The sequence below is a fragment of the Ruegeria sp. SAZD011 genome, from assembly GCF_059612545.1.
The window spans coordinates 372,661-398,406 of the sequence record NZ_JBXWQU010000022.1 but is presented as its reverse complement, the minus strand read 5'-3'; the positions used below and the strand labels follow the sequence as shown (position 1 = coordinate 398,406).

Here is a 25,746-nt window from a genome sequence, read left to right as displayed (position 1 = left end):
GACAGCGTCATGGCGGCGCTTTCTGCGCGCGATCCGGGGTTTCGTCTGATCCGGCGGGTGATCACCCGGCCGGACCAGGCGGGCGGTGAGGTGTTCACCGGCGTTTCGCAGCAAGATTTCGACGCGAAGCGTGCGGGTGGTGTCTTTGCCCTCAGTTGGCAGGCACATGGGTTGAGTTATGGTGTCCCGATGCCCTCGGATGAAGAGCGTGCGGGCGCAAGGGCGCTGCTGGTTAACCTGTCGCGCGCAGTGCTTCTGCAAGCGCAGGACGTGTTCCACCCCTTTGCCGTGTTGTCCCTGACGGCCCGGCCCGAGGTGCTGGCGGCGCGGCTGGCGGCGCGCGGGCGCGAGGATGCGACAGATCAGGCGAAGCGGCTGGGGCGCGCCGACATGACCCTGCCCGAAGGGTTGCGCCGGGTGATCACGATCGACAATTCAGGCCCGCTCGAGCGCACGGTCGAGGCGGTTCTGACCCATCTTCAGCGGGAAAGCGCGTAGCGATGGATCAGGTGAAACCGGCCATCCCCAGCCTCGCCCACCAGCGCCAGATCGGCGAGCGTGAACGGCACCGGCAGCAAGGGGGCGAGCCGGTTCTGCAACAGGGCTTGCGCCTGCAACCGTGTGTCCTCGTTCAGCCGGCCGGTCAGGGTGATGTGAAAACGGAACTGGTCGAGCACGTAAGGATAACCCCAGCGGGTCAGATGCGCGTCGTGCGCCGGGGTCAGCCGGGCGGCGCGGCGGCGCTCCAGCTCCTTAAGCGTGGCGGGGGCGCGAAACGGGTCCAGTTCGGTGACGCAGGCCGCCGCCAGCGCGTTCAATTCGGTCAGGTCCCCCACTGGGCGCAGGGCAAGGAACCGGCCCAACCGGGCGATTTCCAGCCCCGCCAGCGTAACCGCCGGGCGACAGGCGGCCAGCGCCGCGCAGGCCCGGTGCAGCGCATCGGCATCCTGCCCCGCGGCCAGGCGAAACGGCGGTTTCATCGTCGCATGCAACCCATATTTGCGCGGCGTCGCGGTCAGGGCGGCCACATCCAGACCGGTACCCTCGGGATGTGCCAGTTCCTGCCCGGTCTCGACGTCCCAACCCAGCCAGGCGGCACCGAACCCTGTCCAGGCCTCGGACGCAGGTGGCAGGAAATAGATCGCGTATCGCAGGAATGTCACATTGGCCTCCTATGTCGTGGCCTTCACCCATGCCCCAACCAGATGAAGTTCAGATGACAGATGAAATGATCCTTGCCAATGCCACGCTGGTTCTGCCCGGCGAGACCGTGACCGGCAGTCTGCGGGTGGTGGATGGAACCATCGCCGAGATCGACCAGGGCGCGCGCGTGCCCGCCGGGGCCGTCGATTGCAGCGGCGATATGCTGGCGCCCGGGCTGGTGGAGCTGCATACCGACAATCTGGAGCGCCATATCCAGCCACGCCCCAAGGTCGACTGGCCACATGCCGCCGCCATCTTGGCGCATGACGCGGAACTTGCAGGTACCGGCATCACCACGGTGTTTGACGCGATGCGGGTGGGCTCGATCCCTTCGGGTGCCGGGCGTTACCTGAAATACGCCCGCAGCCTGTCGCGTGAGCTGTGGCAACTGCGCGAGGCCGACGCGCTGAAGATCAGCCATTTCCTGCATCTGCGGGCCGAGGTCTGTTCGGAAACGCTGGTCGAGGAGCTGGACGAGTTCACGCCCGAAGACCGGGTCGGTCTGGTCTCGCTGATGGATCACACGCCGGGGCAGCGGCAGTTCCGCGACATGGCCAAGCTCGAAGCCTATATGAAGGGTAAGAACGCGATGGACGATGACACGTTCCTGCAACATGTCAGCCATCTGAAGATGCTGCGCGACCGCAACGGCGATCGGCACGAGGCCGAGACGGTCAAGGCCGCCGCGCGGCTGGGGTCGGTGCTGGCCAGCCATGACGACACCACGCCCGAACAGGTGGCGGTATCAGCTGGTCACGGCATCCGGCTGGCCGAGTTTCCCACCACGATCGAGGCGGCCGAGGCCTGCCATGCACATGGGATAAAGGTGATCATGGGGGCGCCTAACCTGATCCGGGGCGGGTCGCATTCTGGCAATGTGGCGGCGTCGGAATTGGCCGAACGCGGCCTGCTCGACATTCTCAGCTCGGATTACGTGCCATCGGCCCTGTTGTTGTCTGCGCTGCGTCTGGGAGAGTGCTGGGGCGACATGGCGCGTGGCCTGGCCACGGTGACACGGGCACCGGCGCGTGCGGTCGGCTTGGATGATAGGGGCGAGATCGCGCCGGGGCTACGCGCCGATCTGATCCGGTTCCGCATGCGCGAAGGGGTGCCAGCGTTGCAATCGGTCTGGTCGCAGGGGCGACGGGTGGCCTGAGCGCTCAGGGCCGGACAAATTTCGCCTGTCCGGGCGCGTGCTGCACAGGGACCTGAGCCTCCATGCTGGCCGAGGCCAGCTTGGTGCCGCAGGCGACACCGTCCAGATCCGCGTCGTTACGCAGGTGATAGCCAGGTTCGCCGCGCCGCGCCTCTGGCAGGCCCGCGAGAGCCGCGACTTCGCACCCGGCCAGCGCAGCGATATGGCGCAAGGCCAGTTCGGGCGGATAGGGGCTGGTGCGAATGTAGACACCAAAGGCCGTCGATCCCGCGATCACCGGCAGGCTGGCCAACAACAACAGGATGCGCAGGGGCGACAACGCCTTTGCACGGGTCCGCTCTGCCCGGCGCTGGCGCCGGGTCTGCTTTTTCGAGACCTCGGGATAGAGCGCCTCTCGGATGGCTTGCAACTCGGTCATGGGTGGATCGTGACACCTGAATATGGCGGCGGCATGGCGCGCAAAGGTCGGGATCGGAAATTATTTTAAGTACTTGAAATAGTTATAACAATAAACAATGGCTCCGTACTTGTGCCCTGCCTTGCGTCACCACATCTATCACCTGGTTTCAACCCATGCTCAAAGGAGCACCCCCATGCGCAGCCTTATCCTTGCTGCAACCCTGCTATCCGCCGCGATCCCTGTTCTGGCTGACGAGGTGACCGGTACTATCCTCGCCTTCGACCGGGTCGATAGCCTGATCGTTCTTGAGGACAAGACCATCTGGTCGCTGGAATTCGTTGACGAGATTCCAGAGGATCTGGCGGCCGGGGACGAAGTCCATATCGTTTTCGAAAGCGCGGGCGAGGACGGAATCACCAAGATCAACGCCATTCACCGCAAGTGAGAAACCTGTCCCGAAGCGGTCTTGCTCGCTTCGGGATACACATCCGCGCCAAGGAATGATGGCGATCCCACGAGGACTCGAACCCCGAACCTGCTGATTAGAAGTCAGCTGCTCTATCCAGTTGAGCTATGGGACCACTTGGCGCCTGTTATGCCACGCAAACATGGGGGGTCAAGCGGCCCCGCGCAGATCGAGGGTCATGAAGGTGGACCAGGGATCCTCGGCATACCCTTCGAAGGGGCCGCATTCGGCGAAACCATAGGTTTCATAAAGCCGCCGGGCCGGCAGGAAATCATCGGTCGATCCGGTTTCCAGATAGACGCCGGAGGCGCCTTGCTTGCGGGCATGGTCGAGCAGGAATTCGAGCATTGCGCGTCCCGCGCCCGTGCCGCGCGCCTCGACCAGGGTATGCATGGATTTCAGCTCCAGCGCGCCGCCCGACAGGGTTTTGAGCGCGCCCATTCCAATTGCGGGGCCCGCCTGACGCAGCAGGAAAAACGCCACGTCGGGGCTGTCCAGTCCACTGCCATCCAGCACATGACAGCTTTCCTCGGGTGATTGAGACGCCATCAACGCGACGTGCCGCGCGATCAGCGCCGCCGCCTCGGGTGCGGATGGGCTGGCCCGCTCTATGGTGAATTCGGACAAAGCGCCCTCAGTGGGTCCAGGGGCCGCGCCGGTCGGTAGCGAAATTCTCGCCATAGCCGCGTGCGCGCAGGTTGGGCTTGCGCTTGTGCGGCTCGGTAACAGTAACCTCGATCCCGTGCGACTTTGCGTAATCCAGCGCCTCTTCCTTGGTGTCGAACCGAAGCCGGACCTGGGACTGCGTGTCGCTGGACGAGGTCCAACCCATCAGCGGATCGACCTCACGTGCCGAACCGGGGGCGTATTCCAGAACCCATTTGCGGGTCTTGGCCATGCCCGAGGTCATGGCATTCCGGGCGGGCTGGTAGATCCGTGCGCGCATCATGTACTCCGTCGTCTTCGGCTGGTTCCTATATGCGCGCATCGACGGGCTCGGGCAAGGCCGATTTCCGCGACCGCTCGTCGCCTGATGCGAGGCGCCAACGCCTTGCGCCGCGCCGAGAATGGCAGGTCGGACCCGACCCTCCTTCGGATAGATTTGCGCGAACCGTTTTTGCACAGCCAGCTAGACCGGCCCGATGATCTGCCTTACCAATCAAGCATGGACAATGAACGGGTATCCCGACGCCTTTCTGCCATTCTGGCCGCTGATATCGTCGGATATTCGCGGCTGATGGCCGAGGACGAATCCGCTACCCTGAACGCGCTGAACCGGCACCGGCGCGAGGTGTTCGACCCCTGCGTGTCCCGCCACAACGGCCGCATCGTCAAGTTGATGGGCGACGGTGCGCTTGTTGAATTCCTGAGCGTGTCCAATGCCGTGCAATGCGCCACCGAGATCCAGCGAACCATGGCCGACATGGACGGCGCCGGGGGAATCTCCCTCAGGATCGGCGTCAACCTGGGCGACGTCATCCTTCAGGATGACGATATTTTTGGCGATGGCGTCAACGTCGCCAGTCGGCTGGAGCAGTTGGCGCAGCCGGGCGGCGTTTGCGTCTCTTCGGTGGTGCAGGAAAGCGTTGGCGGTCGTCTCGGGATCACCTTTCAGGACGGCGGGCAGGTATCGGTCAAGAACATCGACCGCGCCTTGCGCGTCTATCACTGGCATCCGCAGGATGCCCCGCCGCCGCCAAGGGGAAATGCAAAACCTGAAAAACCGCGCGATCCCGGCTATGCCATCGCGGTTCTACCGCTGGACAACATGTCGGGCGATCCCGAGCAGGAGTATTTTTCGGACGGGATCAGCGAGGATATAATCACTGACCTGTCCAAGGTTTCGGGCCTGACCGTCATCGCCCGCAACTCCAGCTTTGCCTACAAGGGCAGGTCCATCGACCTGCGGGTGGTCGGGCGCGAGCTGGGTGTCACCCATGTTCTCGAAGGCAGCGTCCGGCGTGCGGGCCAGCGCGTGCGCATCACCGCCCAGCTGATCGACACCAAAGACGGCAGCCATGTCTGGGCCGACCGCTACGACCGGGACCTGACCGACATCTTCGCGGTGCAAGACGAGGTGACGCTGGAAATAGTGAAGGCGCTCAAGGTCTCGCTGTCGTCCCGCGAACGGGCGAATATCGCCGACGTCGGTACGTCGAACATCGACGCGCATGAAGATTACATGCGCATGCGCGGCTTCCTGTTCTTTCCCGGCATGGATGCCGAGGGTTGGCGCAAGGCCGTGGCATATGGAGAGCGCGCCATCGCGCGTGACCCCGGCTATGCGGACGCTTATGGCATGCTGGCCCTCATGCATCTGCTGGACTATCACAACCGCTGGTCCGGTGCGCCTTCGGAAGAGGCCATGCAAAAGGCGGATACCCTGGTCCGGCGCAGCCTGGAACTTGGCCCGGAAAACATCTGGTCCAACAACGCCTATGCGGCCATTGCCCGGTGGCAGGGCAAACTGGACGAAGCGGTGCAGGCGCTTGACAGGGCGATGAGCAAAAGCTCGGACTATGCGATGGGCTGGTTCACACGGGGCGAGATCGAGATCGCCCAGGGCAAGCTCGACGATGCGATCGAACATCTCGAACGCGCAATCCGGCTGGATCCGTCGTTCCGGCACCAGTTCATGCAATTCCTCGCCATGGCCCATTTCCTCAAGGGCAGCTTCGAGACCGCGGCACTGTTTCTGAAGGAACGGGTCTTCCTGGTGAAGGACACCGATATCGGGCGCGCCTGGCTGGCCTCGGCGCTGGGACATCTGGGCGAGGTGGAGGAGGCGCGTCAGGTCTGGCAGGAGATGCTGGAGATCAATCCGGCATTCGACATCCGGACGCGGCTGGCCCGGCTGACCCTGACCGACCCCGCCCACGAGCGGTTGATTTTGCAGGGACTGGAAAAGGCCGGTCTGCTTGCGGACAGCTGAAGGCGCCGGGATCGGCCCGGCAAAGAAAAAGCCCCCGCTTGGGGGCTTCCTCATAAACTCGCGAAAACCACCGGCGCATGTGTCCGGTGGTTCAACCGGCTCAGGCCAGTTGCAGGTTGGTCGCGCTCTCGCGACCATCACGGCCCGATTCCAGGTCGAAGGTCACTTTCTGACCGTCGTCCAGCGAACGGATGCCGGCGCGTTCCAGTGCGGTGATGTGCACGAACACGTCCTTGGAACCGCCCTCGGGCGCGATGAAGCCGAAGCCTTTAGTTGCGTTGAACCATTTCACAGTGCCATTGGCCATTGTGATGTCTCCATTATGTTTCGTTGCCCGCAGAATGCGGCAACCCGGCCTGTCAGTTCGAAATCGAGGACTGTGGCCATATTGGAGAACAGTAGGTCGAGATAGAAATACGTAGCATGCTCGACATGGTCCCTTGTGGCGCACAAATCAAGGGAATTCGCGTGAAAGAGCAAAAGAATCTCGGTGCGTCGCTGGTGGCCGGCGTTTTGCGTGGTGGTAATCGGTTTCAGAACTCCAGCCCGTCCAGTTGCCCTTGTGGGCTTCGGACCGCGCTCGCCAGCGCCTCGGCCAGATGTTGGTGTGACGCCGGTAGGACGGGGCAGCGCGAGCAGATATTGGGCTGTGGCGCAAGCCCCGCCGCGCGCTGGAAAACGCTTTGGGCGGCCTCGGTCTTGCCGTCGGCCTGCAAGGCGAGCCCGCGCAAGACATACATCGCCCGTTCCTTGGGTCGGGTATCCGCCGCAAGACGTGCATCCTCGGCGGCCAGATCATAGCGGCCGCCACAATAATAGGCCGCCGCGCGCAAGAAGCGTCGATACGGGATCATCGGATTGTGAACCTGCCGTTGCAGCAACAGTCCAAACTTCTCGGCGGCCTGATCGAACTCTTCCTCTACCATCAGGATATGCGCTTCGAGTTCGTGACTTTCGGCATAGGCCGGGTTCAGGTCGCGACTTCGGATCAGATCGGCACGCGCGCCCGCCACATCCGACAGGCAGTTGATCCGATATAGACCGCGTGTCCAGAACACATAGTCGCTGCCGGGGTTCTGTTCGATCGCGGTATCAAGGTCGTCTGCCAGTTCCGTCAGCAGGTCCTGGGACAGGCGCCTGTAGCGCGCGGAATGCGTCATGATCTCGGCCTCGGTGCGCATCGCCAGCGACACGCCGTCGCGCGGGTTCATCCGGATCGCGCGTTTCATCAGTCGCAGACCGTCGATCCAGTCTTCGTAGGTCAGCCGGTAATAGGCATTGGCCGCCCGCGCCCTCAGTTCCGAGACGCTCAATTCCTCTTCCGGGATATGGGCCAGGCGGTCGCCGTCAAAGGCGTTGGTCTGGATGCGCAGATCGGCCTCGGCGCGTTCCAGCACCACGTCGCAGAAATCGAAAATGTCGGCCGTTTCGCGGTCATAACTTTCGGACCAGACCGGCCGGCCTTCGGAACGCAGGACCAGTGACAGGCTCAACCGCCCGCGCCCGCCGGCGACGCGCAGCCTGCTGCGCAGGTCATAGGTGGCGTTCTCGACAGGTCGGTTCGCGGCGTCCAGCACGACGACACCCTGCCGCCGGGACAGGCGGATCACCAGCTGATCGTGCAGGTCGCCCGCCAGTGCGGCGGTTTCGGCATCCAGCGGGGCGTATTCGATGGCGGCTATCGCGATCGAAGTGATCTGGTCCGGGTCGATCTTGCGCTTGTGCTTGGGCCGCCACTGATACAGCCGCACCGGCTGGGCGATGTTTTTCAGCCGGAACGTACCGGCATCCTTGAGGTCACTTGCCAGCGGGCCGGACAACTGCCGGAACAGGTCTTCGGATACCATCAGCCCGCCAGGGGGGGCCTCGGCCTCGATCCGCTGCGCGATATTCAGTCCCGAGCCATAGAAATCCTCGCCATCCGAGACGATCTCTCCGATATGGGCGCCGATTCGCAGTTTCAGCGGGGTCCCGGCCTGGAGCTTTCTCTGTATATTCATCGCGCAGTCGACGCAGGCGGCGACGCTGCTGAAAGAGATAATCCAGCCGTCGCCAAGGCGTTTCAGAACGCGGCCCGAATGGGCTGCGACAACAGGCTCCAGCATGTCCACTCGCAGGCCTCGGACCGCGTCGATCGTCTGCTGCTGATCGGCCTCCATCATAGCGGAATAGCCGACGATATCAGCGAACATCAGGACGGCAAGCTGGCTGTGCATCGGCTCTCCCTGTCGTGTCGTGCAAGTCTATGGGATCGTGGCCTCCTGTAAAGTGTTCGGCTCAGCGGACCGCGCCAGCTCTCCCAGATGCGAGGATCGTGCCCGCAGGAACGCCAGCAGCCGCGCTGGATAACCCTCGGGCGGGGCGTTGCGGACCGAGGGGCGTGCCGCCACCGCCGCGCGCCAGCGCGCCATGCCCTCGTCCTTGGGCATCAGGTCGAACGTGCCCAGCGTCTCGAACGTGTCGAGATAGCGGAACACCGTGCCCCAGACGCCGTCGATCATATGAAACCGCTCGCCCGCGAAAAACGGACCTTGCACTTCGGGCGCCACCCGCGCCAGCCGGTCGCGCAGGGCCTGCCTGCGGCTCTCGAAGGTCGCGGCATCGGGGGCGTTATAGAACCCCGCGATCTCGGCCAGCGTGGCCGAGGCATATTCGATCCACGCCCGGTGCCGCGCCTTTTCCAGCGGGTCGTCAGGGTGCAGCGAGCCGGGGGTGATCTCGTCCAAGTATTCCGCGATCACCTGGCTTTCGAACAGCACCGCGCCGCCGGTTTCCAGCACCGGCACCCGGCCCAGCGGTGACAGGGCGCGGAACCAGTCGGGCTTGTCCGAAAGGTCGATATAGCTGCGTTTGTGGGCAATGTCCTTTTCGCTCAGCACGATCACCGCGCGCTGCACATAGGGGCACAGGTGATGGCTGATCAGATGCGGGTCGGTCATGGGAACCTCATGTGGATGCAGTTGCATGTAGATGATCTGGATATTCTTGATTGAAAGTCAATGCACATGCATTTACTTTCTCCACATGAGCAAACCCACCCCCGATCCCTTTGCCGTCTGGCTGCCTTTGGCCCGTGCGCACAAGGCCATACTGACCCATGTCGAGGCGGCTCTGAAATCGGCGGGCCTGCCGGGGCTCGACCGTTACGACATCCTGTGGGAGCTGGAACAGGCAGGGTCCGATGGCCTGCGCCCCTTCGAATTGCAGGGCCGGCTGCTGCTGCCGCAATACGGCGTGTCGCGGCTGGTCGACCGGCTGGCCCGCGCCGGGCACCTGGCCCGCAGCGCTTGCGACGAGGACGGGCGCGGGCAGGTTCTGGTGCTGACGCCCGAGGGCGCGCGGGTGCGCGCCGCCATGTGGGCGGTTTACTCAGAGGCCATGCAACAGGCCATCGGCGATCACCTCGCCAAAGGCGAGGCGCGCCGCCTGGCGGATCTGCTGAGCAAGCTCACCCGTCCCGGCGACGCGTCCACCGCGCACCAAGACACTGGACAGGCAGGCCCTTCCACGTCCTAATCCGAGTTGGTGCAAGGGTGCGCCGGATCGGGGACCCGTCCACATGGCAAGACAGATCGCGGCCATACTCTCGCTTGACGTGGTGGGGTTCACTGCCCGTATGGCCGCGAACCCCGACACCACGATGGCCGAACTCAACCAGATCTTCGAGCAGGTCATTCGCCCCTGCGTGAAGATCGGCAACGGCCGCATCTTCAAGCTGATGGGTGATGGCGCGCTGGTGCGCTTCAGCACCGCGACCGAGGCGATTGCCACCGCGCACGCAATTCAGAAGGCGATGCTGGGCAAGCCGGTGCAACTGCGCGCCGGGGTGCATGTGGGCGACGTCACCATCAATGGCGAGGATGTGTTCGGCGACGCGGTCAACATCGCCGCGCGGCTTCAGGCCGCCGCCCCGCCCGGTGGCTGCCTCATCAGCCGCGTGACCCGACAGATCGCGGGCGGCACCGTCGGCATTCCCCTGAAATCCGAAGGCACAATGACCCTGAAAGGGCTCTCTGCCCCGCTCGAGGTCCTGTCGCTCGACCTGTCGGGCGCGGATGACCAAGCTGAACGCGCGCGGCAATCCGCGCGGCAGGTGATCCGCTTTGCCACCTCGCAGGACGGCACCCGCATCGCCTGGACCGAAACCGGCAAGGGCCGGACATTGGTCAAGGCGCCCAACTGGGTGCAGCATCTGGAATACGACTGGACGCAGAACCCGATGGATGGGTGGCTGCCTCATCTGAGCAACCACTATCGGTTGATCCGCTGCGACGGGCGCAACAACGGCTTGTCGGACCGGGGCGTTCAGGATGTGTCGTTCGACCGCTTTGTCGACGATCTGAAAGCGATGTTCGACGCAGCGGGCCTGGAACGGGCACCTGTGTTCGGCGTATCGCTGGGGGCGGCGGTCGCCGCGGCCTTTGCGGCACGCCACCCCGACCGGGTATCCAGCTTGATCCTGATGAGCGGTTTCGTCAAGGGATTGGGCAAACGAAACCGGCCGCAGGACCTGGCGCTGGGGCACGCGATGATGGATCTGTCGCGGGACAGCTGGGACGACGGGTATCCCTCGGGCCGGCACCTGTTTGCCCAGGCCTTCTTCCCCGAATCCAGCCCGCAGGATCAGGACAGATACGCCCGCTTCATCAAGATGGCGATGACCCATGCGGATTACCTGCGCGTTGGTGATTCCGTCGACGTGGTCGATATCGAACCGCTGCTGCCCGACATTTGCTGCCCCGCGCTGGTGCTGCATTCCGACCGCGAGCGGCTGCATTTCCGGGACCAGGGTCAGCGCCTGGCCGCCGGTATCCGCAACGCGCGCTTCGTCAGCCTCGACACCGCCAACAACACCATGCCCGATTACGACCCCGAATGGCCCAGGGCGCTGCGCGAGATCGAGGATTTTCTCTCCACCATTCCCAACGAGACCGCGCCCGGCTGATGCCAGTTTCCGGCATCAGCGCGCCACACCCCCTTGAACCGGAACAAAAACGGACCAAGATCGGGGGCGAAAGGAATCCCCCCGATGCCCTATGCCCATTCCGACAAGTCCGAGGCGCTGATGCATGCCCCCGCGCCGGACGTGAAGGCGCGCCCCAAGCTCGAAGGCGGCCGCCGATTCGTCATGCAGACCGAGTTCCAGCCGGCGGGCGACCAGCCCACCGCCATCGCGGAACTCTCGCAGGGTGTCAACGAGGGCGAGCGCAACCAGGTCCTCTTGGGCGCGACCGGTACGGGCAAGACCTTTACCATGGCCAAGGTGATCGAAGAGACCCAGCGCCCTGCCATCATCCTGGCCCCCAACAAGACGCTGGCGGCGCAATTGTATGGCGAATTCAAAGGCTTCTTCCCCGATAACGCGGTCGAATACTTCGTCAGCTATTACGATTATTACCAGCCCGAAGCCTATGTGGCGCGTTCTGACACCTACATAGAAAAGGAATCCCAGATCAACGAACAGATCGACCGCATGCGCCACTCGGCCACGCGGGCTCTGCTCGAACGCGACGATGTGATCATCATCGCCTCGGTCTCCTGCATCTACGGTATCGGCTCGGTCGAGACCTATGGCGCCATGACCCAGGACCTCAAGGTCGGCGGCGATTACGACCAACGCCAGATCATCGCCGATCTGGTAAGCCAGCAATACCGCCGCAACGATCAGGCGTTCCAGCGCGGCAGCTTCCGGGTGCGCGGCGACAGTCTGGAGATCTGGCCCGCCCACCTCGAGGATCGCGCCTGGAAACTCTCCTTTTTCGGCGAGGAACTGGAGGCGATCACCGAGTTCGACCCCCTCACCGGCCAGAAAACCGACACGTTCGACCAGATCCGCGTCTATGCCAACTCGCACTACGTGACACCCAAGCCGACGATGCAGCAGGCCATCATCGGCATCAAGAAAGAGCTGCGCCAGCGGCTCGACCAGCTGGTGGGCGAGGGCAAGCTCTTGGAGGCGCAACGCCTCGAACAGCGCACCAGTTTCGATCTGGAAATGCTCGAGGCGACCGGCGTCTGCAACGGGATCGAGAACTATTCCCGCTATCTGACGGGGCGCGCGCCGGGCGAACCGCCGCCGACGCTGTTCGAGTTTATCCCCGATCATGCCATCGTCTTCGCCGACGAATCCCATGTCTCGGTGCCGCAGATCGGCGGCATGTACCGGGGCGACTATCGGCGCAAGTTCACGCTGGCCGAACACGGCTTCCGCCTGCCCAGTTGCATGGACAACCGCCCCCTCAAGTTCGAGGAATGGGACGCCATGCGCCCGCAATCGGTCTTTGTCTCGGCCACGCCCGCGTCCTGGGAGATGGAGCAATCGGGCGGCGTCTTTACCGAACAGGTGATCCGCCCCACCGGCCTCTTGGATCCGCAGGTCGAAATCCGCCCCGTCAGCATGCAGGTCGACGACCTGCTGGACGAGGTGCGCAAGGTGGCCGCCCAGGGCTATCGCACCCTTGTCACCACGCTGACCAAACGCATGGCCGAGGATCTGACCGAATACCTGCACGAACAGGGCATCCGCGTCCGCTACATGCATTCCGACATCGACACGATCGAACGGATCGAGATTCTGCGCGACCTGCGCCTGGGCGCCTTTGACGTGCTGGTGGGCATCAACCTGCTGCGCGAGGGGCTGGATATCCCCGAATGCGGGCTGGTGGCGATCCTCGATGCGGACAAGGAAGGCTTCCTGCGCTCGGAAACCTCGCTGATCCAGACCATCGGCCGCGCCGCCCGCAACGCCGATGGCCGCGTCATCATGTATGCCGACCGCATCACCGGCAGCATGGAGCGCGCGCTGGCCGAAACCGACCGCCGCCGCGCCAAGCAGATCGCCTATAACGAGGAACACGGGATCACCCCCGCGACGGTGAAAAAGAATGTCGAGGACGTGCTGGCCGGCCTCTACAAGGGCGACACCGACATGTCCCGCGTGACGGCCAAGATCGACAAACCGCTGCATGGCGGGAACCTAGAGGCCGTGCTGGACGGGCTGCGCGCCGACATGCGCAAGGCCGCCGAGAACCTCGAATTCGAAGAAGCCGCGCGCCTGCGCGACGAGATCAAGCGTCTCGAAGCGGTGGACCTCGCCATCGCCGACGACCCCATGGCCCGGCAATGGGCGGTCGAGAAAGCCTCGGAAGAGGCGGTCCGGTCAAAGGGGCGGTCTACGGCGGGCAGGCCCGGGCAGCGGGGCGGGAATGTGAAGCGGCGGGGGCGGTAGAAAACAATGAGTGAGGAAGAGCTCTTTCGAAGTCGTTTATCTTTCTTGACCCAATTCGTTTCTGATGTCGAACGTCAGCTTGGTGTGCTTGAAGCATTCGAGAAAGTTGCAGATGAAACATGCGATGAAGCTTTGAAGGCCATTCTTCTTACTGTAACTCCTGCTATCAAAGATCGGCTGATTTTGTGTGCTGCTCAGTTGCTTGACGAGAAATCGGGCACGAATCTTCGTAAGCTCCTCTCGCATTACAGGGCGCATAAAGAGAGCATTCGTCACTTGGGTGACCCGATCGCCGATGCGCGGTTAGATCATCTAATCGGCGCTGATTCACTGGCACATCAAAAGATTCGCGTTTTGCGGGACAAGGCTCTCGCCCATCTGGACCGAAAGTTCACTGAAGATCCTGAGGCATTTCTCCTTTCGGTCGGGCTTTCTTTTGAAAGCGAAATTTTTGATGTCGTGAACCACGCGCAAGCGGTGTTGGCCGAGCTATCATTGGCTGTGGATAAAACTGCGAGGGTCTCGGTCGGGAAACTGTTTTGGGCTTCGACCGTTGAACAATTCAGGCGGGCCGGCAAACTCCGTTAGCCAGCAGAACAAGCGTCGGGAGGGTAGCCCTGCCTACCATCCCTTTGCCCACTTCGAACCAAATCTCCGCGCAGGTGGGTAAACTGCCCACCCTACGTTACTCGCCGAACCCGCCTTGGGTCGGGGGCCAACCCATTGCGCATTGGCATAATCGGGTTTTGTTGTGCTCGGTGCGAGCGGGCCGGGGCAGGGCGGTCTGTCCTGCCCCGGACAATCATTTATCGCCGGATCAGCTCCGCGATGGGTAGAGGCCGACCACGGCGATGCAGTATTTCAGGCCCAGCGACGGCTGGTGGTTTTCCTGCGGCAGGCCCTGACCGGTGCTCAGAACCGTTGTGGTGACGCCGGTGGTCGCGGCTCCGTTTGCCATCACTTCGTCGGGCTGCGTCGTGGTATAGTTCGGGGTGGACGTCGTGCCCAGGAACGCGTTGCCGGGATCCTGTATGGTGGCATCGTCACTGCTCACATGGATCGAGGTCGATGCATTGCTGGTGGCCATGTGGGTGTGCGGGGCCATCGTCGCGATGGTCTGGGTGGTGGTGGGTTGGCCAAGTCTTTCACCCTGTGTGATGGGCTGCAAGCCGGGTCCGGTACCGGCACCGATGGCGACGCGCCCGCGCAGATCGGGCAGCGCGAATGTGGTGCGTCCGTCACCGCCATACATGGTGCCCAGCAACGAGAACAGCGCAGTGTTGGACGAGATGGGCAGCAGCGCCCCGTTTGCCTCGGCCCAGCCGCGCGGGCAGAAATTGAAACCGGCAAGCATCAGCTCGCCGAGAAACGGATCGGCCCCGGCGCGCGCCTGCGATGCGGGAGCGATCAGGCCCAAAGAAAGGGCCGCAGCGGCCGCGAAGGTGGTAAAAGCAGTCTTCGACATCTCAATCCTCCAGAAATTTTGGCGCGCTCATAGGGGCACGCACCACCACTTTGGCGGAAAATTTGTCAACATGATGCAACCTAGATCACATAGAACGCATTTATTTTCTCAAAATGTACGAAGCTGGGCATCAAGATGACATTAAGTGCAGACAAAAAGGATTGCCGGTTCACGACATGCAGGGCCCGATGTCGTGAGAAACCGGCGATCGGGGTGACCGCGCAGCGCCCGCCACCCCGGTGCGGCTTTGTCCTGTTCGGCTATGGACAACGGGGATCGTCCTTGCTAAGTGCCACCAATCTTGCGCCCTGGGATTCGTCCCGGGGCTCGTGATTTTTGCAGCCGGGGACCTTAGGGGCCCTATACCACGGGCACCTACGGGGGCCTCAATACATAGGCGGGGCAACCCGCCGTTGCTAAACGGAAGACAGAAAGCATGGCACTCAAGTCGTATAAGCCGACGACGCCGGGCCAGCGCGGGCTGGTGCTGATCGACCGTTCGGAGCTTTGGAAAGGACGTCCTGTCAAATCCCTCACCGAGGGTTTGACCAAGTCGGGCGGCCGGAACAACACCGGACGGATCACCTCGCGTCGCCGCGGTGGTGGGGCAAAACGCCTCTACCGGATCGTTGACTTCAAACGGAACAAATTCGATGTGGCGGCCACCGTCGAGCGGATCGAGTACGACCCGAACCGGACCGCGTTCATCGCGCTGATCAAATACGAAGACGGCGAGCAGGCCTATATCCTGGCCCCGCAGCGTCTGGCGGTCGGTGACAAGGTCGTGGCATCCGCCAAGGCCGACATCAAGCCGGGTAACGCGATGCCCTTCTCGGGCATGCCGATCGGTACCATCGTGCACAACATCGAGATGAAGCCCGGCAAGGGCGGTCAGATCGCACGTGCCGCCGGCACCTACGCCCAGTTCGTGGGTCGTGATGGCGGCTACGCTCAGATCCGTCTGAGCTCGGGCGAACTGCGCATGGTGCGTCAGGAATGCATGGCCACCGTCGGTGCCGTGTCGAACCCCGACAACAGCAACCAGAACTACGGCAAGGCCGGCCGCATGCGCCACAAGGGCATTCGTCCGTCGGTCCGCGGTGTTGCAATGAACCCGATCGACCACCCCCATGGTGGTGGTGAGGGCCGCACCTCGGGTGGCCGTACGCCGGTGACCCCGTGGGGCAAGGACACCAAGGGTACCCGTACCCGCAACAAGAACAAAGCGTCGCAAAAGCTGATCATTCGCTCGCGTCACGCCAAGAAGAAAGGGCGTTAAGCAATGTCTCGCTCTGTTTGGAAAGGTCCTTTCGTCGATGCTTATGTCCTGAAAAAGGCAGCAGCAGCGCGCGAGTCGGGCCGCAACGAAGTCATCAAGATCTGGTCGCGCCGGTCCACCATCCTGCCCCAGTTCGTGGGTCTGACCTTTGGCGTGTACAACGGCCAGAAACACATCCCCGTCAACGTCTCCGAAGACATGATCGGTCAGAAGTTCGGTGAATACTCGCCGACCCGGACCTATTACGGTCACGCGGCTGACAAAAAAGCGAAGCGGAAGTAAGTCATGGGCAAGGAAAAGAACCCCCGCCGCGTGGCAGACAACGAAGCAATGGCAAAACTGCGCATGCTCCGTACTTCCCCGCAGAAACTGAACCTGGTTGCAGCGATGATCCGCGGCAAGAAAGTCGGACAGGCCCTGACCGATCTGACTTTCTCGAACAAGCGGATCGCGCAGGACGTGAAGAAATGCCTTCAGTCCGCCATCGCCAATGCCGAAAACAACCACAACCTGGACGTGGACGAGCTGATCGTTGCCGAAGCATGGGTTGGCAAGAACCTGGTCATGAAACGCGGCCGTCCGCGGGCCCGTGGCCGGTTCGGCAAGATCATGAAGCCGTTCTCGGAGCTCACCATCACGGTGCGTCAAGTTGAGGAGCAAGCCTAATGGGACATAAAGTCAATCCGATCGGCATGCGTCTTCAGGTCAACCGCACCTGGGACAGCCGCTGGTACGCAGATACCAAGGAATATGGCAATCTGCTGCTCGAAGACCTCGCGATCCGCGAGTTCATCAAGGAAGAGTGCAAGCAGGCTGGTGTCGCCCGTGTGATCATCGAGCGTCCGCACAAGAAGTGCCGCGTGACGATCCACACCGCGCGTCCTGGCGTGATCATCGGCAAGAAAGGCGCCGATATCGAGACCCTGCGCAAGAAGCTGGCGAACATGACCGACAGCGAGCTGCACCTGAACATCGTCGAAGTGCGCAAGCCCGAGATGGATGCTCAGCTGGTCGCCGAGTCGATCGCCCAGCAGCTGGAACGCCGCGTGTCCTTCCGCCGTGCGATGAAGCGCGCGGTACAAAACTCGATGCGGATGGGTGCCCTGGGTATCCGTGTGAACGTCGCCGGCCGTCTGGGCGGTGCCGAGATCGCACGGACCGAGTGGTATCGCGAGGGCCGCGTGCCCCTGCACACACTGCGCGCCGACATCGATTATGCTCTGGCCGAGGCCTCGACCCCTTACGGGATCATCGGGATCAAGGTCTGGATCTTCAAAGGCGAGATCCTCGAGCATGATCCGCAGGCGCGTGACCGCAAGGCACAGGAACTCCAGGATGGTCCGGCCCCGCGTGGCGCCGGTGGCCGCCGCTAAGGAGGATTAGAGATGCTGCAACCAAAGCGCACTAAATTCCGCAAGATGTTCAAGGGCCGTATCCACGGTCTGGCAAAAGGCGGAAGCGACCTGAACTTCGGCACCTATGGTCTGAAGGCTCTGGAGCCCGAGCGGGTTACCGCCCGCCAGATCGAAGCCGCACGTCGTGCCATGACGCGTCACATGAAACGTCAGGGCCGCGTCTGGATCCGGATCTTCCCGGATACGCCGGTGACGTCGAAGCCGACCGAAGTCCGTATGGGTAAAGGTAAGGGTTCGGTGGATTACTGGGCCTGCAAGGTCAAGCCCGGTCGCGTGATGTTCGAGATCGATGGCGTCAATGACGAAATCGCCCGCGAGGCCCTGCGCCTGGCCGCGATGAAGCTGCCGATCAAGACCCGCGTCGTGGTCCGCGAAGACTGGTAATTTCAGTTCTTTGCTAGAACGAGAACCCCCGCCGGGCGACCGGCGGGGGTTTTCTGTTCTACGCTGCGCGCCTTACCAGTTGCCGGACTGGCGAAGCCGCGTCTGCTCAGTCTGGTCAATTCCGCTGGTATCTCGTGCAATCGACATGACATCGTCGCGTGTCAGCCCGATGTCGCGCAATCCGCGGTCCGATAGCAGGGACAAAGTGGCCATCGCATGCCAGCGGAGCAATAGCCCTTGGGCGATCAAACGGAACCGATTTATGGAAAGGGCATTATGAAGGCGGGTCTGCTCGGTTGCGGCATGTGCGAGGGAGATCATCTGTCGTAGTCCTTGTTCGGGGCTCATCTGACGACAGTGTGCCACCTCGATCATGGCGCGGGGCAGTGTAGGAAGTGAACCAGAACCGGTACAGCTTCTGTACTGGAGCGATACCCCGGGCCCGGATAGACTGTCACATACCCGACAGACCAGAAGATGGAGGTACGAGATGACGACCAAACCGTTTGGTCTCTTTTGCCCGACTTCCAAGGCTTGCGAAGTCCTCAATCCCCGTTGGACCATTCAGATCCTCGGAGAGCTCTCCACCGGTTCGACCCGTTTCAATGATATCAAGCGCGGCCTACCGGGAATCTCGCCGACTCTGCTGGCCAAACGCCTGAAAGAGATGCAGTTGAATGGCCTTGTCGAACGGATCGATGACCCAGCCAGCGGGGTCATAGACTATATCCGTACCGAGAAGGCCGTCGAACTGGACCCGATCCTCGAAGGTCTCGCGCGGTGGGCGCAGCGCAATGTAACTGTCGATGTGGCGCTCGAAGACCGTGATGCGGATGTCCTGATGTGGACCCTTCGAAACCGGATCGTGGTCGATGCCCTGCCGCCGGGCCGGACAGTTGTCCGTTTCAACTTTTCGGACGCGACCTCGCCTGCGTCGACCTATTGGCTGGTCGTTCGTCCGGGTGTTCCGGTGGAACTGTGTGCTGCGGATCCCGGCTTTGACGTGGATTTGTTCATCGAGACGGGTGTGTCCGTGATGACCGGCATCTATCTTGGCCGGATGTCTTACGGTCGCGAGATCGACAGCGGGAGGTTTTTCATGTCAGGAGACAAACGACTGGAAAAGACGATCGGGCGATGGCTCAGACTAAGCATGTACGCCGGGGTCGAGGGTCTGGCTCGGGCCGTTTGACATCGAATATTGCTGTCGCGACGACTGGCTCTCGCGCGTGTTCCCGGGTTGGTCTATGACTCCGCCATGTCCCAGATCGAATCCCTCTTTGTCACCCGCCTCTACCGTGCCCGCCTGTCCGAACATGGCCCCGCCATCGACTCGGGAGAGATGGAGGCGTCCTGCTATTCCATCGCCGAAGATGACGAGGCCGGGCAGGAATGGTGCGAGGAAAACGGCTATCCCGGCTATACCTCCTATGCCTCCCTCACCGATCTGCCCTGGCGCTTTCCGATCTTTGCCGATCTGGTCACGTCGCTCGACGCCCATGTCGCGGCTTTCGCAGCCGATCTGGAGTTCGATCTGGACGGGCGCAAACTGGTGCTCGAGGATCTCTGGATCAACATCCTGCCGCAGGGCGGCATGCATTCCAGCCACCTGCATCCGCATTCGGTGATTTCCGGCACCACCTATGTCGCCATGCCCGACGGTGCCAGCGCGCTGAAACTGGAAGACCCACGTTCGGGCCGGATGATGGCGGCGCCGATGCGCACCAAGACCGCCCGGCGCGAATTGCAGCCCTTTATCTATATGAAACCCGATGTGGGCGATGTGCTGCTCTGGGAAAGCTGGCTGCGCCACGAGGTTCCGATGAACATGGCTGAAGAGGAACGCATCTCGGTCAGCTTCAACTATCGGTGGGAGTGATCCCGGCGCCGGCAGCACCGGATTTGACCGAAGTCATGGGGATCATTAGAGCGTTGCTCTAAATTGGGCGCGCTGCTCCGGCGTGACGCGCCAGCGGCAGCGCTTGTCCTTGGTCGCGAATGTGCCATGCCGCGTATCTCTCTGCCCCTTTTGACTGCCCTTCTTGCCCTGTTTCTGGCTGCGCCCGCGCTGACCCAATCGGCTGATCCGCATCGTCTGTACGAAGAACGCTGCGCCGGGTGCCATCTGCCGCATGCAGGCGATTTCGTCTGGCAGGATCTGGCGCTGACGCAAGAGGGGTTGATGGGGCAACGGTCGGGACGCTCCGTCGCCGCGATGCTGGAGGCGGGCCATGGCCGCCTGACCCCGCAGGAGGCTGCGATCCTGCTTGCCCATTTCGACATGATCCGTGCCTCGGGGCAGCTGTTCCGGCAGAAATGCCGGGCCTGTCATGTCTCGGCCCGCGATCTGGCGCGCCACAGTCTGATTATACGCGAGGATGATCTGACCGGCCGCTATACGGATCGGGATATCGAGGCGTTCCTGGTGGGGCATGGCCGGCTGACCCCGGAACAGGTCGCCCAGATGCTTGAGGTGTTGAAACGCGCGACCGCCAACCGTTAGGCCCCCGCGCCGTGCTTGAATGCAACCGAGGGGACCGCTATCGCTGAAAGGAGGCCGGAGAAACACCGGCGGGACTAGCGGACATCGCGCGCATGGATCTGGGGTTCATCATCGAAGGCTGGGCGGGGCATTTGTCCTATCTGCTGCTCGTGCTGTCGATGCTGATGCGCCACATGCTGTGGCTGCGGCTGTTCGTGATCGCCTCGGCGTTGGCGGGCATCGCGTTCGATCATTTCTGGCTGCAAAACCCGGTGGGCGTGTTCTGGCAGAGCCTGTTGGTTGTGGTGAACGTTGCCGAGCTTGCCCTGCTGTGGCGCAACGACCGGCGCGCGCGGTTCACCCCAGAGGAGGACCGGTTTCGCGAAACCCTGCTGAGCGGCCTCTCGCCGGGGCGTACCCGCCGGTTGCTGGATATGGGGCGCTGGGAAACGCTGCCATCCGAGACGGTGCTGACACATGAAGGGCAGCGACCCGAGTTCCTGACCTATGTGGCGTCCGGCGTGGTTCGGATCGAACGACAAGGTCGGCTGCTGCGGCTGGTGGGCGAGGGCCATTTCATCGGCGAGATGTCCCTGATGGGGGATGGACTGGCGGTGGCCACGGCGGTGATGCAGAACGAAGGATGGGTCTGGCGGATCGAGCGGCCCAAGCTCGACCGCCTGCGCGAGAGCAACCCGGCGGCCATGGCGGCCGTCGAGGCGGGTGTTGCCCGCGACATGCGCGCCAAGCTGGCCTATCAGAACGCCGGTGCCGAAACCGCCGTTCGACCGGTTGGCGGGACGGCCGACTGACAGCAGGTCGCCGGTCATGTGTACGGGTGAACTTTCCCTTGCCCTCCCATGGCAACTCTCCTATAGAGCGGCATCTTGCGTTCCCCCGCGCCAGCGGGGGATTCGCTTGTTTGTCATTCATCCACCAGGTCAAGGGTGACCCGGCCACGGGGCCCTCTGGTGTTTTGAGCAAAGGAAAAGGCGATGAACGCCCAGGAACTGCGTAACAAGACCCCGGATCAGCTCCGGGAAGATCTGGTCAACCTGAAGAAGGAGGCGTTCAACCTGCGCTTCCAGCAGGCCACCGGTCAGCTCGAAAGCACGGCCCGCATCCGCACCGTCCGCCGCGACGTTGCCCGTGTGCAGACCGTGTTGAACGAAAAAGCCGCTGAAGCTGCGAACTGAGGAGCCTGAGAGATGCCCAAACGTATTCTGCAAGGCACCGTGACCAGCGACGCCAACGCACAGACCGTGACCGTCCTGGTGGAGCGCCGCTTCACCCATCCGGTTCTGAAGAAAACCATCCGTAAGTCCAAGAAATACCGGGCTCACGATGAAAAGAACGCTTTCAAGGTCGGCGATACCGTCCGCATCATCGAATGCGCGCCGAAATCGAAAACGAAACGCTGGGAAGTTCTGGAAGCCTAAGAGCCTGATCCTTCAGGCTCCTGGCGACTAGGCCTCTTGGCACAGTCGAAACCCTGGGGATACCGCCACGCATCGGCGCCCCAAAGGTCGGGAGAAACCACATGATCCAGATGCAAACCAATCTGGATGTTGCTGACAACTCCGGCGCTCGCCGGGTTCAGTGCATCAAGGTTCTGGGTGGTTCCAAGCGTAAATACGCCTCCGTCGGCGACATCATTGTCGTCTCGGTGAAGGAAGCCATCCCGCGCGGCCGCGTGAAGAAAGGTGACGTCCGCAAGGCCGTCGTCGTGCGCACCGCCAAAGAAGTCCGTCGCGAAGACGGCACCGCGATCCGTTTCGATCGCAACGCCGCCGTCATCCTGAACAACAACAACGAGCCGGTCGGTACCCGTATCTTTGGCCCGGTTGTTCGTGAACTGCGCGCGAAGAACTTCATGAAAATCATCTCGCTGGCTCCGGAGGTGCTGTAATCATGGCCGCAAAACTCCGCAAAGGCGACAAGGTCGTCGTGCTGGCCGGCAAGGACAAGGGCAAAGAGGGGACCATCTCCTCGGTTGACCCGAAAGCCGGCAAAGCTGTTGTCGATGGCGTTAACATCGCCATCCGTCACACCCGCCAGACCCAGACCTCGCAAGGTGGCCGCCTGCCCAAGGCACTGCCGATCGACCTCAGCAACCTGGCGCTGCTGGACAAGAACGGCAAGCCAACCCGCGTCGGCTTCCGCATGGAAGGTGACAAGAAGGTCCGTTTTGCCAAGACCACGGGGGACGTGATCGATGCTTGATGCTGCAAACTATACCCCGCGTCTGAAAGCACAGTACGCAGAAACCATCCGGGCCGCTCTGAAAGAAGAGTTCGGCTACAAGAACGACATGATGATCCCCAAGCTGGACAAGATCGTTCTGAACATCGGCTGCGGCGCCGAGGCGGTGAAAGACAGCAAGAAGGCCAAATCGGCTCAGGAAGATCTGAGCAAGATTGCCGGCCAGAAAGCCATCACCACCACGGCCAAGAAGTCGATCGCCGGTTTCCGCGTTCGCGAAGACATGCCGATGGGTGCCAAGGTTACGCTGCGCGGCGAGCGCATGTATGAATTCCTTGATCGTCTGATCACCATCGCGATGCCCCGCATCCGCGACTTCCGTGGTGTGAAGCCGTCGTTCGATGGCCGTGGCAACTTTGCCATGGGGATCAAGGAGCACATCGTGTTCCCGGAAATCGACTTCGACAAGGTCGACGAAGTCTGGGGCATGGACATCATCATCGCCACCACTGCGAAAACCGACGCCGAAGCCAAGAGCCTGTTGAAGCATTTCAACATGCCCTTCAACGCCTAAGCGCGCGAGGATTAGACATGGCTAAGAAAAGCATGATCGAACGCGAGAAGAAGCGCGAGCGCCTGGTGGCACAATATGCCGCAAAGCGCGCCGAGCTGAAAGAAATCGCAAACGACGAGAGCCGCCCGATGGAAGAGCGCTTCAAGGCGCGTCTGCAACTGGCGAAACTGCCGCGCAACAGCTCGGCAACCCGTCTTCACAACCGCTGCCAGCTTACCGGCCGTCCGCACGCTTACTATCGTAAGCTCAAGGTCAGCCGGATCATGCTGCGCGAGCTGGGGTCTGCTGGTCAGATCCCCGGCATGGTGAAATCGAGCTGGTAAGGAGAGAGTGATATGAACGATCCTATCGGCGATATGCTCACCCGTATCCGCAACGCTCAGCTGCGCGGCAAGACCACGGTCAGCACCCCCGGCTCGAAACTGCGCGCCTGGGTTCTGGATGTACTGGCGGACGAAGGCTATATCCGCGGCTATGAGAAGTCGACGGATGCCAATGGCCACCCGACGCTGAACATCGAGCTGAAATACTACGAAGGCGAACCCGTCATTCGCGAACTGAAGCGGGTGTCGAAACCCGGTCGTCGCGTTTACATGGGCGTCAAGGACATCCCCTCGGTCCGTCAGGGTCTGGGCGTGTCGATTGTCAGCACTCCGAAAGGTGTGATGTCGGACGCAAACGCTCGCTCCAACAATGTTGGCGGCGAAGTGCTCTGCACCGTCTTCTAAGGAGGTCTGCAAATGTCTCGTATTGGTAAGAAACCGGTCGAGCTGCCCAGTGGCGTTTCCGCCTCTGTGTCGGGCCAGACCATCGAAGTGAAGGGCCCCAAGGGCGCCCGCAGCTTCACCGCCACCGACGACGTGACCATCACCGTCGACGGCAATGTGGTGAGCGTCACCCCCCGTGGCATGTCCAAGCGGGCACGCCAGCAGTGGGGCATGTCGCGCACCATGGTGGCCAACCTCGTCGCCGGCGTGACCGAAGGCTTCAAGAAAGAGCTGGAGATCACCGGTGTGGGTTACCGCGCCAACGCCCAGGGCAACACGCTCAAGCTGAACCTCGGCTACAGCCACGATGTCGACTTCGCCGTTCCGGCGGGCGTCACCGTGAGCACCCCGAAGCAGACCGAGATCGTTGTCGAAGGCATCGACCAGCAACAGGTTGGTGAAGTGGCTGCGAAAATCCGCGAGTGGCGTTCGCCCGAGCCGTACAAAGGCAAGGGTATCCGCTACAAGGGCGAGTTCATCTTCCGCAAAGACGGCAAGAAGAAGTAAGGACGCGAACAATGGCAAACAGCAAACGTACCCTGTTTCTGAAACGCCGCCTGCGCGTTCGGAACAAGCTTCGCAAGGTCAACGCCGGGCGCCTGCGCCTCAGCGTGCACCGCTCGAACAAGAACATCAGCGCCCAGCTGATCGACGACGTTCGCGGCGTGACCCTGGCGGCAGCCTCGACCATGGAAAAAGACCTTGGCGTTGTTGGCAAGAACAACGTCGAAGCGGCCAAGAAGGTGGGTGCGGCAATCGCCGAGCGTGCCAAGAAGGCTGGCATCGAAGAGGCCTATTTCGATCGTGGCGGCTTCCTGTTCCACGGCAAGGTGAAGGCTCTGGCCGACGCCGCGCGTGAAGGCGGTCTGAAGATCTAAGACCTGAGGGGGGCGCCTGCCGCCCCCCCGATGATCCGGGGTCGCGTCCGCGTGGCCACCAGGGATCGGAGACAACGGCGCCCAGGCGCCAACAGAGAAAGAGGAATGCCGCATGGCAGAACGTGAAAACCGCCGGGGCAACCGTCGCGACCGCGAGGAAGCAGCCCCCGAATTCGCCGACCGTCTGGTCGCGATCAACCGCGTGTCGAAAACCGTCAAGGGCGGTAAGCGCTTCGGCTTCGCCGCTCTGGTGGTCGTGGGCGATCAGAAAGGCCGCGTCGGCTTTGGCAAGGGCAAGGCGAAAGAAGTGCCCGAGGCCATCCGCAAGGCAACCGAGCAGGCCAAGCGCCAGATGATCCGCGTGCAGCTGCGCGAAGGCCGCACCCTGCATCACGACATCGAAGGCCGTCACGGCGCCGGTAAGGTCGTCATGCGCGCCGCGCCCGAAGGTACCGGTATCATCGCCGGTGGTCCGATGCGTGCCGTGTTCGAAATGCTGGGCGTCAAGGACGTCGTGTCCAAGTCGCTGGGCAGCGCGAACCCCTACAACATGATCCGCGCCACCATCGACGGCCTGAAAAAAGAGCAGAGCCCGCGTTCGGTCGCACAGCGCCGCGGCAAGAAGGTCGCCGACATCCTGCCCAAGCGGGACGAAGCACCGGCTGCTGAAGCCGCTGAAGCCGCTGAAGCCTAAGGAGACGCACCCATGGCAAAAACCATCGTCGTCAAGCAGATCGGCTCGCCGATCCGCCGCCCCGCCGACCAGCGCGCAACCCTGGTTGGTCTGGGCCTGAACAAGATGCACAAGACCCGCGAGCTGGAGGATACCCCCTCGGTCCGCGGCATGATTCGCAAGATCCCGCATCTGGTCGAGATCGTCGAAGAGCGCGGCTAAGCCCCTCTCGATGGAAGTTT

The 25,746-nt window shown here is 62.4% G+C and carries 37 protein-coding genes and 1 tRNA gene; 28 read left to right on the top strand and 10 right to left on the bottom strand.

Annotation, left to right across the window (positions count from 1 at the left end):
• The first annotated feature begins 9 nt into the window (after positions 1-9).
• Positions 10-498: a ribose 1,5-bisphosphate phosphokinase PhnN gene (locus AC2FLM_RS10620; protein WP_496857779.1), complete on the top strand. Its 489-nt coding sequence runs from the start codon at positions 10-12 to the stop codon at positions 496-498.
• Here AC2FLM_RS10620 and AC2FLM_RS10615 read toward each other — a convergent pair.
• Positions 480-1,163: a DUF1045 domain-containing protein gene (locus AC2FLM_RS10615; protein WP_496857777.1), complete on the bottom strand. Its 684-nt coding sequence runs from the start codon at positions 1,161-1,163 to the stop codon at positions 480-482. The two genes, AC2FLM_RS10620 and AC2FLM_RS10615, sit on opposite strands and share 19 nt — an antisense overlap.
• 53 nt (positions 1,164-1,216) lie before the next feature.
• Between AC2FLM_RS10615 and AC2FLM_RS10610 the strand changes: the two genes are divergently transcribed.
• Positions 1,217-2,359 carry an alpha-D-ribose 1-methylphosphonate 5-triphosphate diphosphatase gene (locus AC2FLM_RS10610; RefSeq protein ID WP_496857775.1) on the top strand — a complete coding sequence of 381 codons (1,143 nt, stop codon included), beginning with the start codon at positions 1,217-1,219 and terminating at the stop codon, positions 2,357-2,359.
• A 4-nt stretch (positions 2,360-2,363) separates the two neighbouring features.
• On the opposite strand, the gene AC2FLM_RS10605 is transcribed toward AC2FLM_RS10610, so the two are convergent.
• Positions 2,364-2,777 carry an excalibur calcium-binding domain-containing protein gene (locus AC2FLM_RS10605; protein ID WP_496857773.1) on the bottom strand — a complete coding sequence of 138 codons (414 nt, stop codon included), beginning with the start codon at positions 2,775-2,777 and terminating at the stop codon, positions 2,364-2,366.
• Positions 2,778-2,952: 175 nt separating this feature from the next.
• Here AC2FLM_RS10605 and AC2FLM_RS10600 point away from each other — a divergent pair, with 175 nt between their 5' ends.
• Positions 2,953-3,204, top strand: a complete 252-nt coding sequence (locus AC2FLM_RS10600; RefSeq protein ID WP_234162759.1) for a hypothetical protein — start codon at positions 2,953-2,955, stop codon at positions 3,202-3,204.
• A gap of 59 nt (positions 3,205-3,263) precedes the next feature.
• Here the strand turns inward: AC2FLM_RS10600 and AC2FLM_RS10595 are convergent.
• From AC2FLM_RS10595 to AC2FLM_RS10585, 3 genes are all read right to left on the bottom strand, one after another.
• Positions 3,264-3,340 (bottom strand) — tRNA-Arg (locus AC2FLM_RS10595).
• Positions 3,341-3,375: 35 nt separating this feature from the next.
• The gene (locus AC2FLM_RS10590; RefSeq protein ID WP_234219561.1) at positions 3,376-3,852 is read right to left on the bottom strand and encodes a GNAT family N-acetyltransferase; all 477 of its coding nucleotides are present in this window, start codon (positions 3,850-3,852) and stop codon (positions 3,376-3,378) included.
• A 7-nt stretch (positions 3,853-3,859) separates the two neighbouring features.
• A complete protein-coding gene (locus AC2FLM_RS10585; protein WP_234137369.1) occupies positions 3,860-4,171 on the bottom strand; it encodes an ETC complex I subunit in 312 nt (103 codons plus the stop codon).
• 219 nt (positions 4,172-4,390) lie between these two features.
• On the opposite strand from AC2FLM_RS10585, the gene AC2FLM_RS10580 reads away from it, so the two are divergent.
• Complete coding sequence (locus AC2FLM_RS10580) at positions 4,391-6,157, top strand: adenylate/guanylate cyclase domain-containing protein (protein WP_496857770.1); 1,767 nt, start codon at positions 4,391-4,393, stop codon at positions 6,155-6,157.
• Positions 6,158-6,257: 100 nt separating this feature from the next.
• Here AC2FLM_RS10580 and AC2FLM_RS10575 read toward each other — a convergent pair whose 3' ends face one another.
• The 3 genes from AC2FLM_RS10575 to AC2FLM_RS10565 form a co-directional block, all read right to left on the bottom strand.
• Positions 6,258-6,464 (bottom strand): cold-shock protein, encoded by a 207-nt coding sequence (locus AC2FLM_RS10575; RefSeq protein WP_234137371.1) that lies wholly within the window; start codon positions 6,462-6,464, stop codon positions 6,258-6,260.
• Positions 6,465-6,690: 226 nt separating this feature from the next.
• Positions 6,691-8,373 carry an adenylate/guanylate cyclase domain-containing protein gene (locus AC2FLM_RS10570; RefSeq protein WP_496857767.1) on the bottom strand — a complete coding sequence of 561 codons (1,683 nt, stop codon included), beginning with the start codon at positions 8,371-8,373 and terminating at the stop codon, positions 6,691-6,693.
• 27 nt (positions 8,374-8,400) lie between these two features.
• A complete protein-coding gene (locus tag AC2FLM_RS10565) occupies positions 8,401-9,096 on the bottom strand; it encodes a glutathione S-transferase family protein (RefSeq protein ID WP_496857765.1) in 696 nt (231 codons plus the stop codon).
• A gap of 85 nt (positions 9,097-9,181) precedes the next feature.
• On the opposite strand from AC2FLM_RS10565, the gene AC2FLM_RS10560 reads away from it, so the two are divergent.
• From AC2FLM_RS10560 to AC2FLM_RS10545, 4 genes are all read left to right on the top strand, one after another.
• Complete coding sequence (locus AC2FLM_RS10560) at positions 9,182-9,673, top strand: MarR family winged helix-turn-helix transcriptional regulator (RefSeq protein WP_496857763.1); 492 nt, start codon at positions 9,182-9,184, stop codon at positions 9,671-9,673.
• A gap of 43 nt (positions 9,674-9,716) precedes the next feature.
• Positions 9,717-11,102, top strand: coding sequence for an alpha/beta fold hydrolase (locus AC2FLM_RS10555; RefSeq protein ID WP_496857761.1), 1,386 nt, complete (start codon positions 9,717-9,719; stop codon positions 11,100-11,102).
• An 84-nt stretch (positions 11,103-11,186) separates the two neighbouring features.
• Positions 11,187-13,385: an excinuclease ABC subunit UvrB gene (uvrB, locus tag AC2FLM_RS10550; protein WP_496857759.1), complete on the top strand. Its 2,199-nt coding sequence runs from the start codon at positions 11,187-11,189 to the stop codon at positions 13,383-13,385.
• Between the two features lie 6 nt (positions 13,386-13,391).
• Positions 13,392-13,973: an AbiU2 domain-containing protein gene (locus tag AC2FLM_RS10545; RefSeq protein WP_496857757.1), complete on the top strand. Its 582-nt coding sequence runs from the start codon at positions 13,392-13,394 to the stop codon at positions 13,971-13,973.
• Between the two features lie 229 nt (positions 13,974-14,202).
• On the opposite strand, the gene AC2FLM_RS10540 is transcribed toward AC2FLM_RS10545, so the two are convergent.
• On the bottom strand, positions 14,203-14,850 hold the full coding sequence (locus AC2FLM_RS10540) for a phage tail protein (protein WP_234219548.1): 648 nt from the start codon (positions 14,848-14,850) through the stop codon (positions 14,203-14,205).
• Positions 14,851-15,286: 436 nt separating this feature from the next.
• Here AC2FLM_RS10540 and rplB point away from each other — a divergent pair, with 436 nt between their 5' ends.
• Genes rplB through rplP form a run of 5 tightly spaced genes read left to right on the top strand, consistent with a single transcriptional unit; the run spans position 15,287 to position 17,928 of the window.
• Positions 15,287-16,129 (top strand): 50S ribosomal protein L2, encoded by an 843-nt coding sequence (rplB, locus tag AC2FLM_RS10535; protein WP_011046244.1) that lies wholly within the window; start codon positions 15,287-15,289, stop codon positions 16,127-16,129.
• 3 nt (positions 16,130-16,132) lie between these two features.
• The gene (gene rpsS / locus AC2FLM_RS10530; RefSeq protein ID WP_093029006.1) at positions 16,133-16,411 is read left to right on the top strand and encodes a 30S ribosomal protein S19; all 279 of its coding nucleotides are present in this window, start codon (positions 16,133-16,135) and stop codon (positions 16,409-16,411) included.
• A gap of 3 nt (positions 16,412-16,414) precedes the next feature.
• The gene (gene rplV / locus AC2FLM_RS10525) at positions 16,415-16,795 is read left to right on the top strand and encodes a 50S ribosomal protein L22 (RefSeq protein WP_496857756.1); all 381 of its coding nucleotides are present in this window, start codon (positions 16,415-16,417) and stop codon (positions 16,793-16,795) included.
• A complete protein-coding gene (gene rpsC, locus AC2FLM_RS10520) occupies positions 16,795-17,502 on the top strand; it encodes a 30S ribosomal protein S3 (RefSeq protein ID WP_496857755.1) in 708 nt (235 codons plus the stop codon). The genes rplV and rpsC overlap by 1 nt, the downstream gene beginning before the upstream one ends.
• 12 nt (positions 17,503-17,514) lie before the next feature.
• Complete coding sequence (rplP, locus tag AC2FLM_RS10515; protein WP_011046248.1) at positions 17,515-17,928, top strand: 50S ribosomal protein L16; 414 nt, start codon at positions 17,515-17,517, stop codon at positions 17,926-17,928.
• Between the two features lie 72 nt (positions 17,929-18,000).
• On the opposite strand, the gene AC2FLM_RS10510 is transcribed toward rplP, so the two are convergent.
• Complete coding sequence (locus AC2FLM_RS10510) at positions 18,001-18,249, bottom strand: YjiS-like domain-containing protein (protein ID WP_496857753.1); 249 nt, start codon at positions 18,247-18,249, stop codon at positions 18,001-18,003.
• A 169-nt stretch (positions 18,250-18,418) separates the two neighbouring features.
• Between AC2FLM_RS10510 and AC2FLM_RS10505 the strand changes: the two genes are divergently transcribed.
• From AC2FLM_RS10505 to rpmD, 15 genes are all read left to right on the top strand, one after another.
• Positions 18,419-19,120 carry a winged helix-turn-helix transcriptional regulator gene (locus AC2FLM_RS10505; RefSeq protein WP_496825491.1) on the top strand — a complete coding sequence of 234 codons (702 nt, stop codon included), beginning with the start codon at positions 18,419-18,421 and terminating at the stop codon, positions 19,118-19,120.
• A gap of 66 nt (positions 19,121-19,186) precedes the next feature.
• Positions 19,187-19,807, top strand: coding sequence for a 2OG-Fe(II) oxygenase family protein (locus AC2FLM_RS10500; RefSeq protein WP_496857751.1), 621 nt, complete (start codon positions 19,187-19,189; stop codon positions 19,805-19,807).
• A gap of 126 nt (positions 19,808-19,933) precedes the next feature.
• Entirely contained in the window at positions 19,934-20,431 is a 498-nt protein-coding gene (locus AC2FLM_RS10495) for a hypothetical protein (RefSeq protein ID WP_496857749.1), read from the top strand.
• A 92-nt stretch (positions 20,432-20,523) separates the two neighbouring features.
• Positions 20,524-21,222: a Crp/Fnr family transcriptional regulator gene (locus tag AC2FLM_RS10490; RefSeq protein WP_234219541.1), complete on the top strand. Its 699-nt coding sequence runs from the start codon at positions 20,524-20,526 to the stop codon at positions 21,220-21,222.
• A gap of 183 nt (positions 21,223-21,405) precedes the next feature.
• The gene (gene rpmC, locus AC2FLM_RS10485; RefSeq protein WP_234140496.1) at positions 21,406-21,606 is read left to right on the top strand and encodes a 50S ribosomal protein L29; all 201 of its coding nucleotides are present in this window, start codon (positions 21,406-21,408) and stop codon (positions 21,604-21,606) included.
• Positions 21,607-21,618: 12 nt separating this feature from the next.
• The gene (rpsQ, locus tag AC2FLM_RS10480; protein ID WP_011046254.1) at positions 21,619-21,849 is read left to right on the top strand and encodes a 30S ribosomal protein S17; all 231 of its coding nucleotides are present in this window, start codon (positions 21,619-21,621) and stop codon (positions 21,847-21,849) included.
• 101 nt (positions 21,850-21,950) lie between these two features.
• Entirely contained in the window at positions 21,951-22,319 is a 369-nt protein-coding gene (gene rplN / locus AC2FLM_RS10475) for a 50S ribosomal protein L14 (RefSeq protein WP_005621870.1), read from the top strand.
• Positions 22,320-22,321: 2 nt separating this feature from the next.
• On the top strand, positions 22,322-22,633 hold the full coding sequence (gene rplX / locus AC2FLM_RS10470) for a 50S ribosomal protein L24 (protein WP_496857747.1): 312 nt from the start codon (positions 22,322-22,324) through the stop codon (positions 22,631-22,633).
• Positions 22,626-23,186 (top strand): 50S ribosomal protein L5, encoded by a 561-nt coding sequence (gene rplE, locus AC2FLM_RS10465; RefSeq protein ID WP_234140498.1) that lies wholly within the window; start codon positions 22,626-22,628, stop codon positions 23,184-23,186. The genes rplX and rplE overlap by 8 nt, the downstream gene beginning before the upstream one ends.
• Before the next feature lie 17 nt (positions 23,187-23,203).
• Positions 23,204-23,509, top strand: coding sequence for a 30S ribosomal protein S14 (gene rpsN / locus AC2FLM_RS10460; RefSeq protein ID WP_234140500.1), 306 nt, complete (start codon positions 23,204-23,206; stop codon positions 23,507-23,509).
• Positions 23,510-23,521: 12 nt separating this feature from the next.
• Complete coding sequence (gene rpsH / locus AC2FLM_RS10455) at positions 23,522-23,914, top strand: 30S ribosomal protein S8 (protein ID WP_234140501.1); 393 nt, start codon at positions 23,522-23,524, stop codon at positions 23,912-23,914.
• A gap of 12 nt (positions 23,915-23,926) precedes the next feature.
• Positions 23,927-24,460: a 50S ribosomal protein L6 gene (rplF, locus tag AC2FLM_RS10450; protein WP_234142733.1), complete on the top strand. Its 534-nt coding sequence runs from the start codon at positions 23,927-23,929 to the stop codon at positions 24,458-24,460.
• A gap of 11 nt (positions 24,461-24,471) precedes the next feature.
• The gene (rplR, locus tag AC2FLM_RS10445) at positions 24,472-24,831 is read left to right on the top strand and encodes a 50S ribosomal protein L18 (protein WP_234140503.1); all 360 of its coding nucleotides are present in this window, start codon (positions 24,472-24,474) and stop codon (positions 24,829-24,831) included.
• A gap of 112 nt (positions 24,832-24,943) precedes the next feature.
• On the top strand, positions 24,944-25,525 hold the full coding sequence (gene rpsE, locus AC2FLM_RS10440) for a 30S ribosomal protein S5 (RefSeq protein WP_496857744.1): 582 nt from the start codon (positions 24,944-24,946) through the stop codon (positions 25,523-25,525).
• A gap of 12 nt (positions 25,526-25,537) precedes the next feature.
• Positions 25,538-25,726: a 50S ribosomal protein L30 gene (rpmD, locus tag AC2FLM_RS10435; protein WP_234140505.1), complete on the top strand. Its 189-nt coding sequence runs from the start codon at positions 25,538-25,540 to the stop codon at positions 25,724-25,726.
• Positions 25,727-25,746 lie beyond the last annotated feature (20 nt).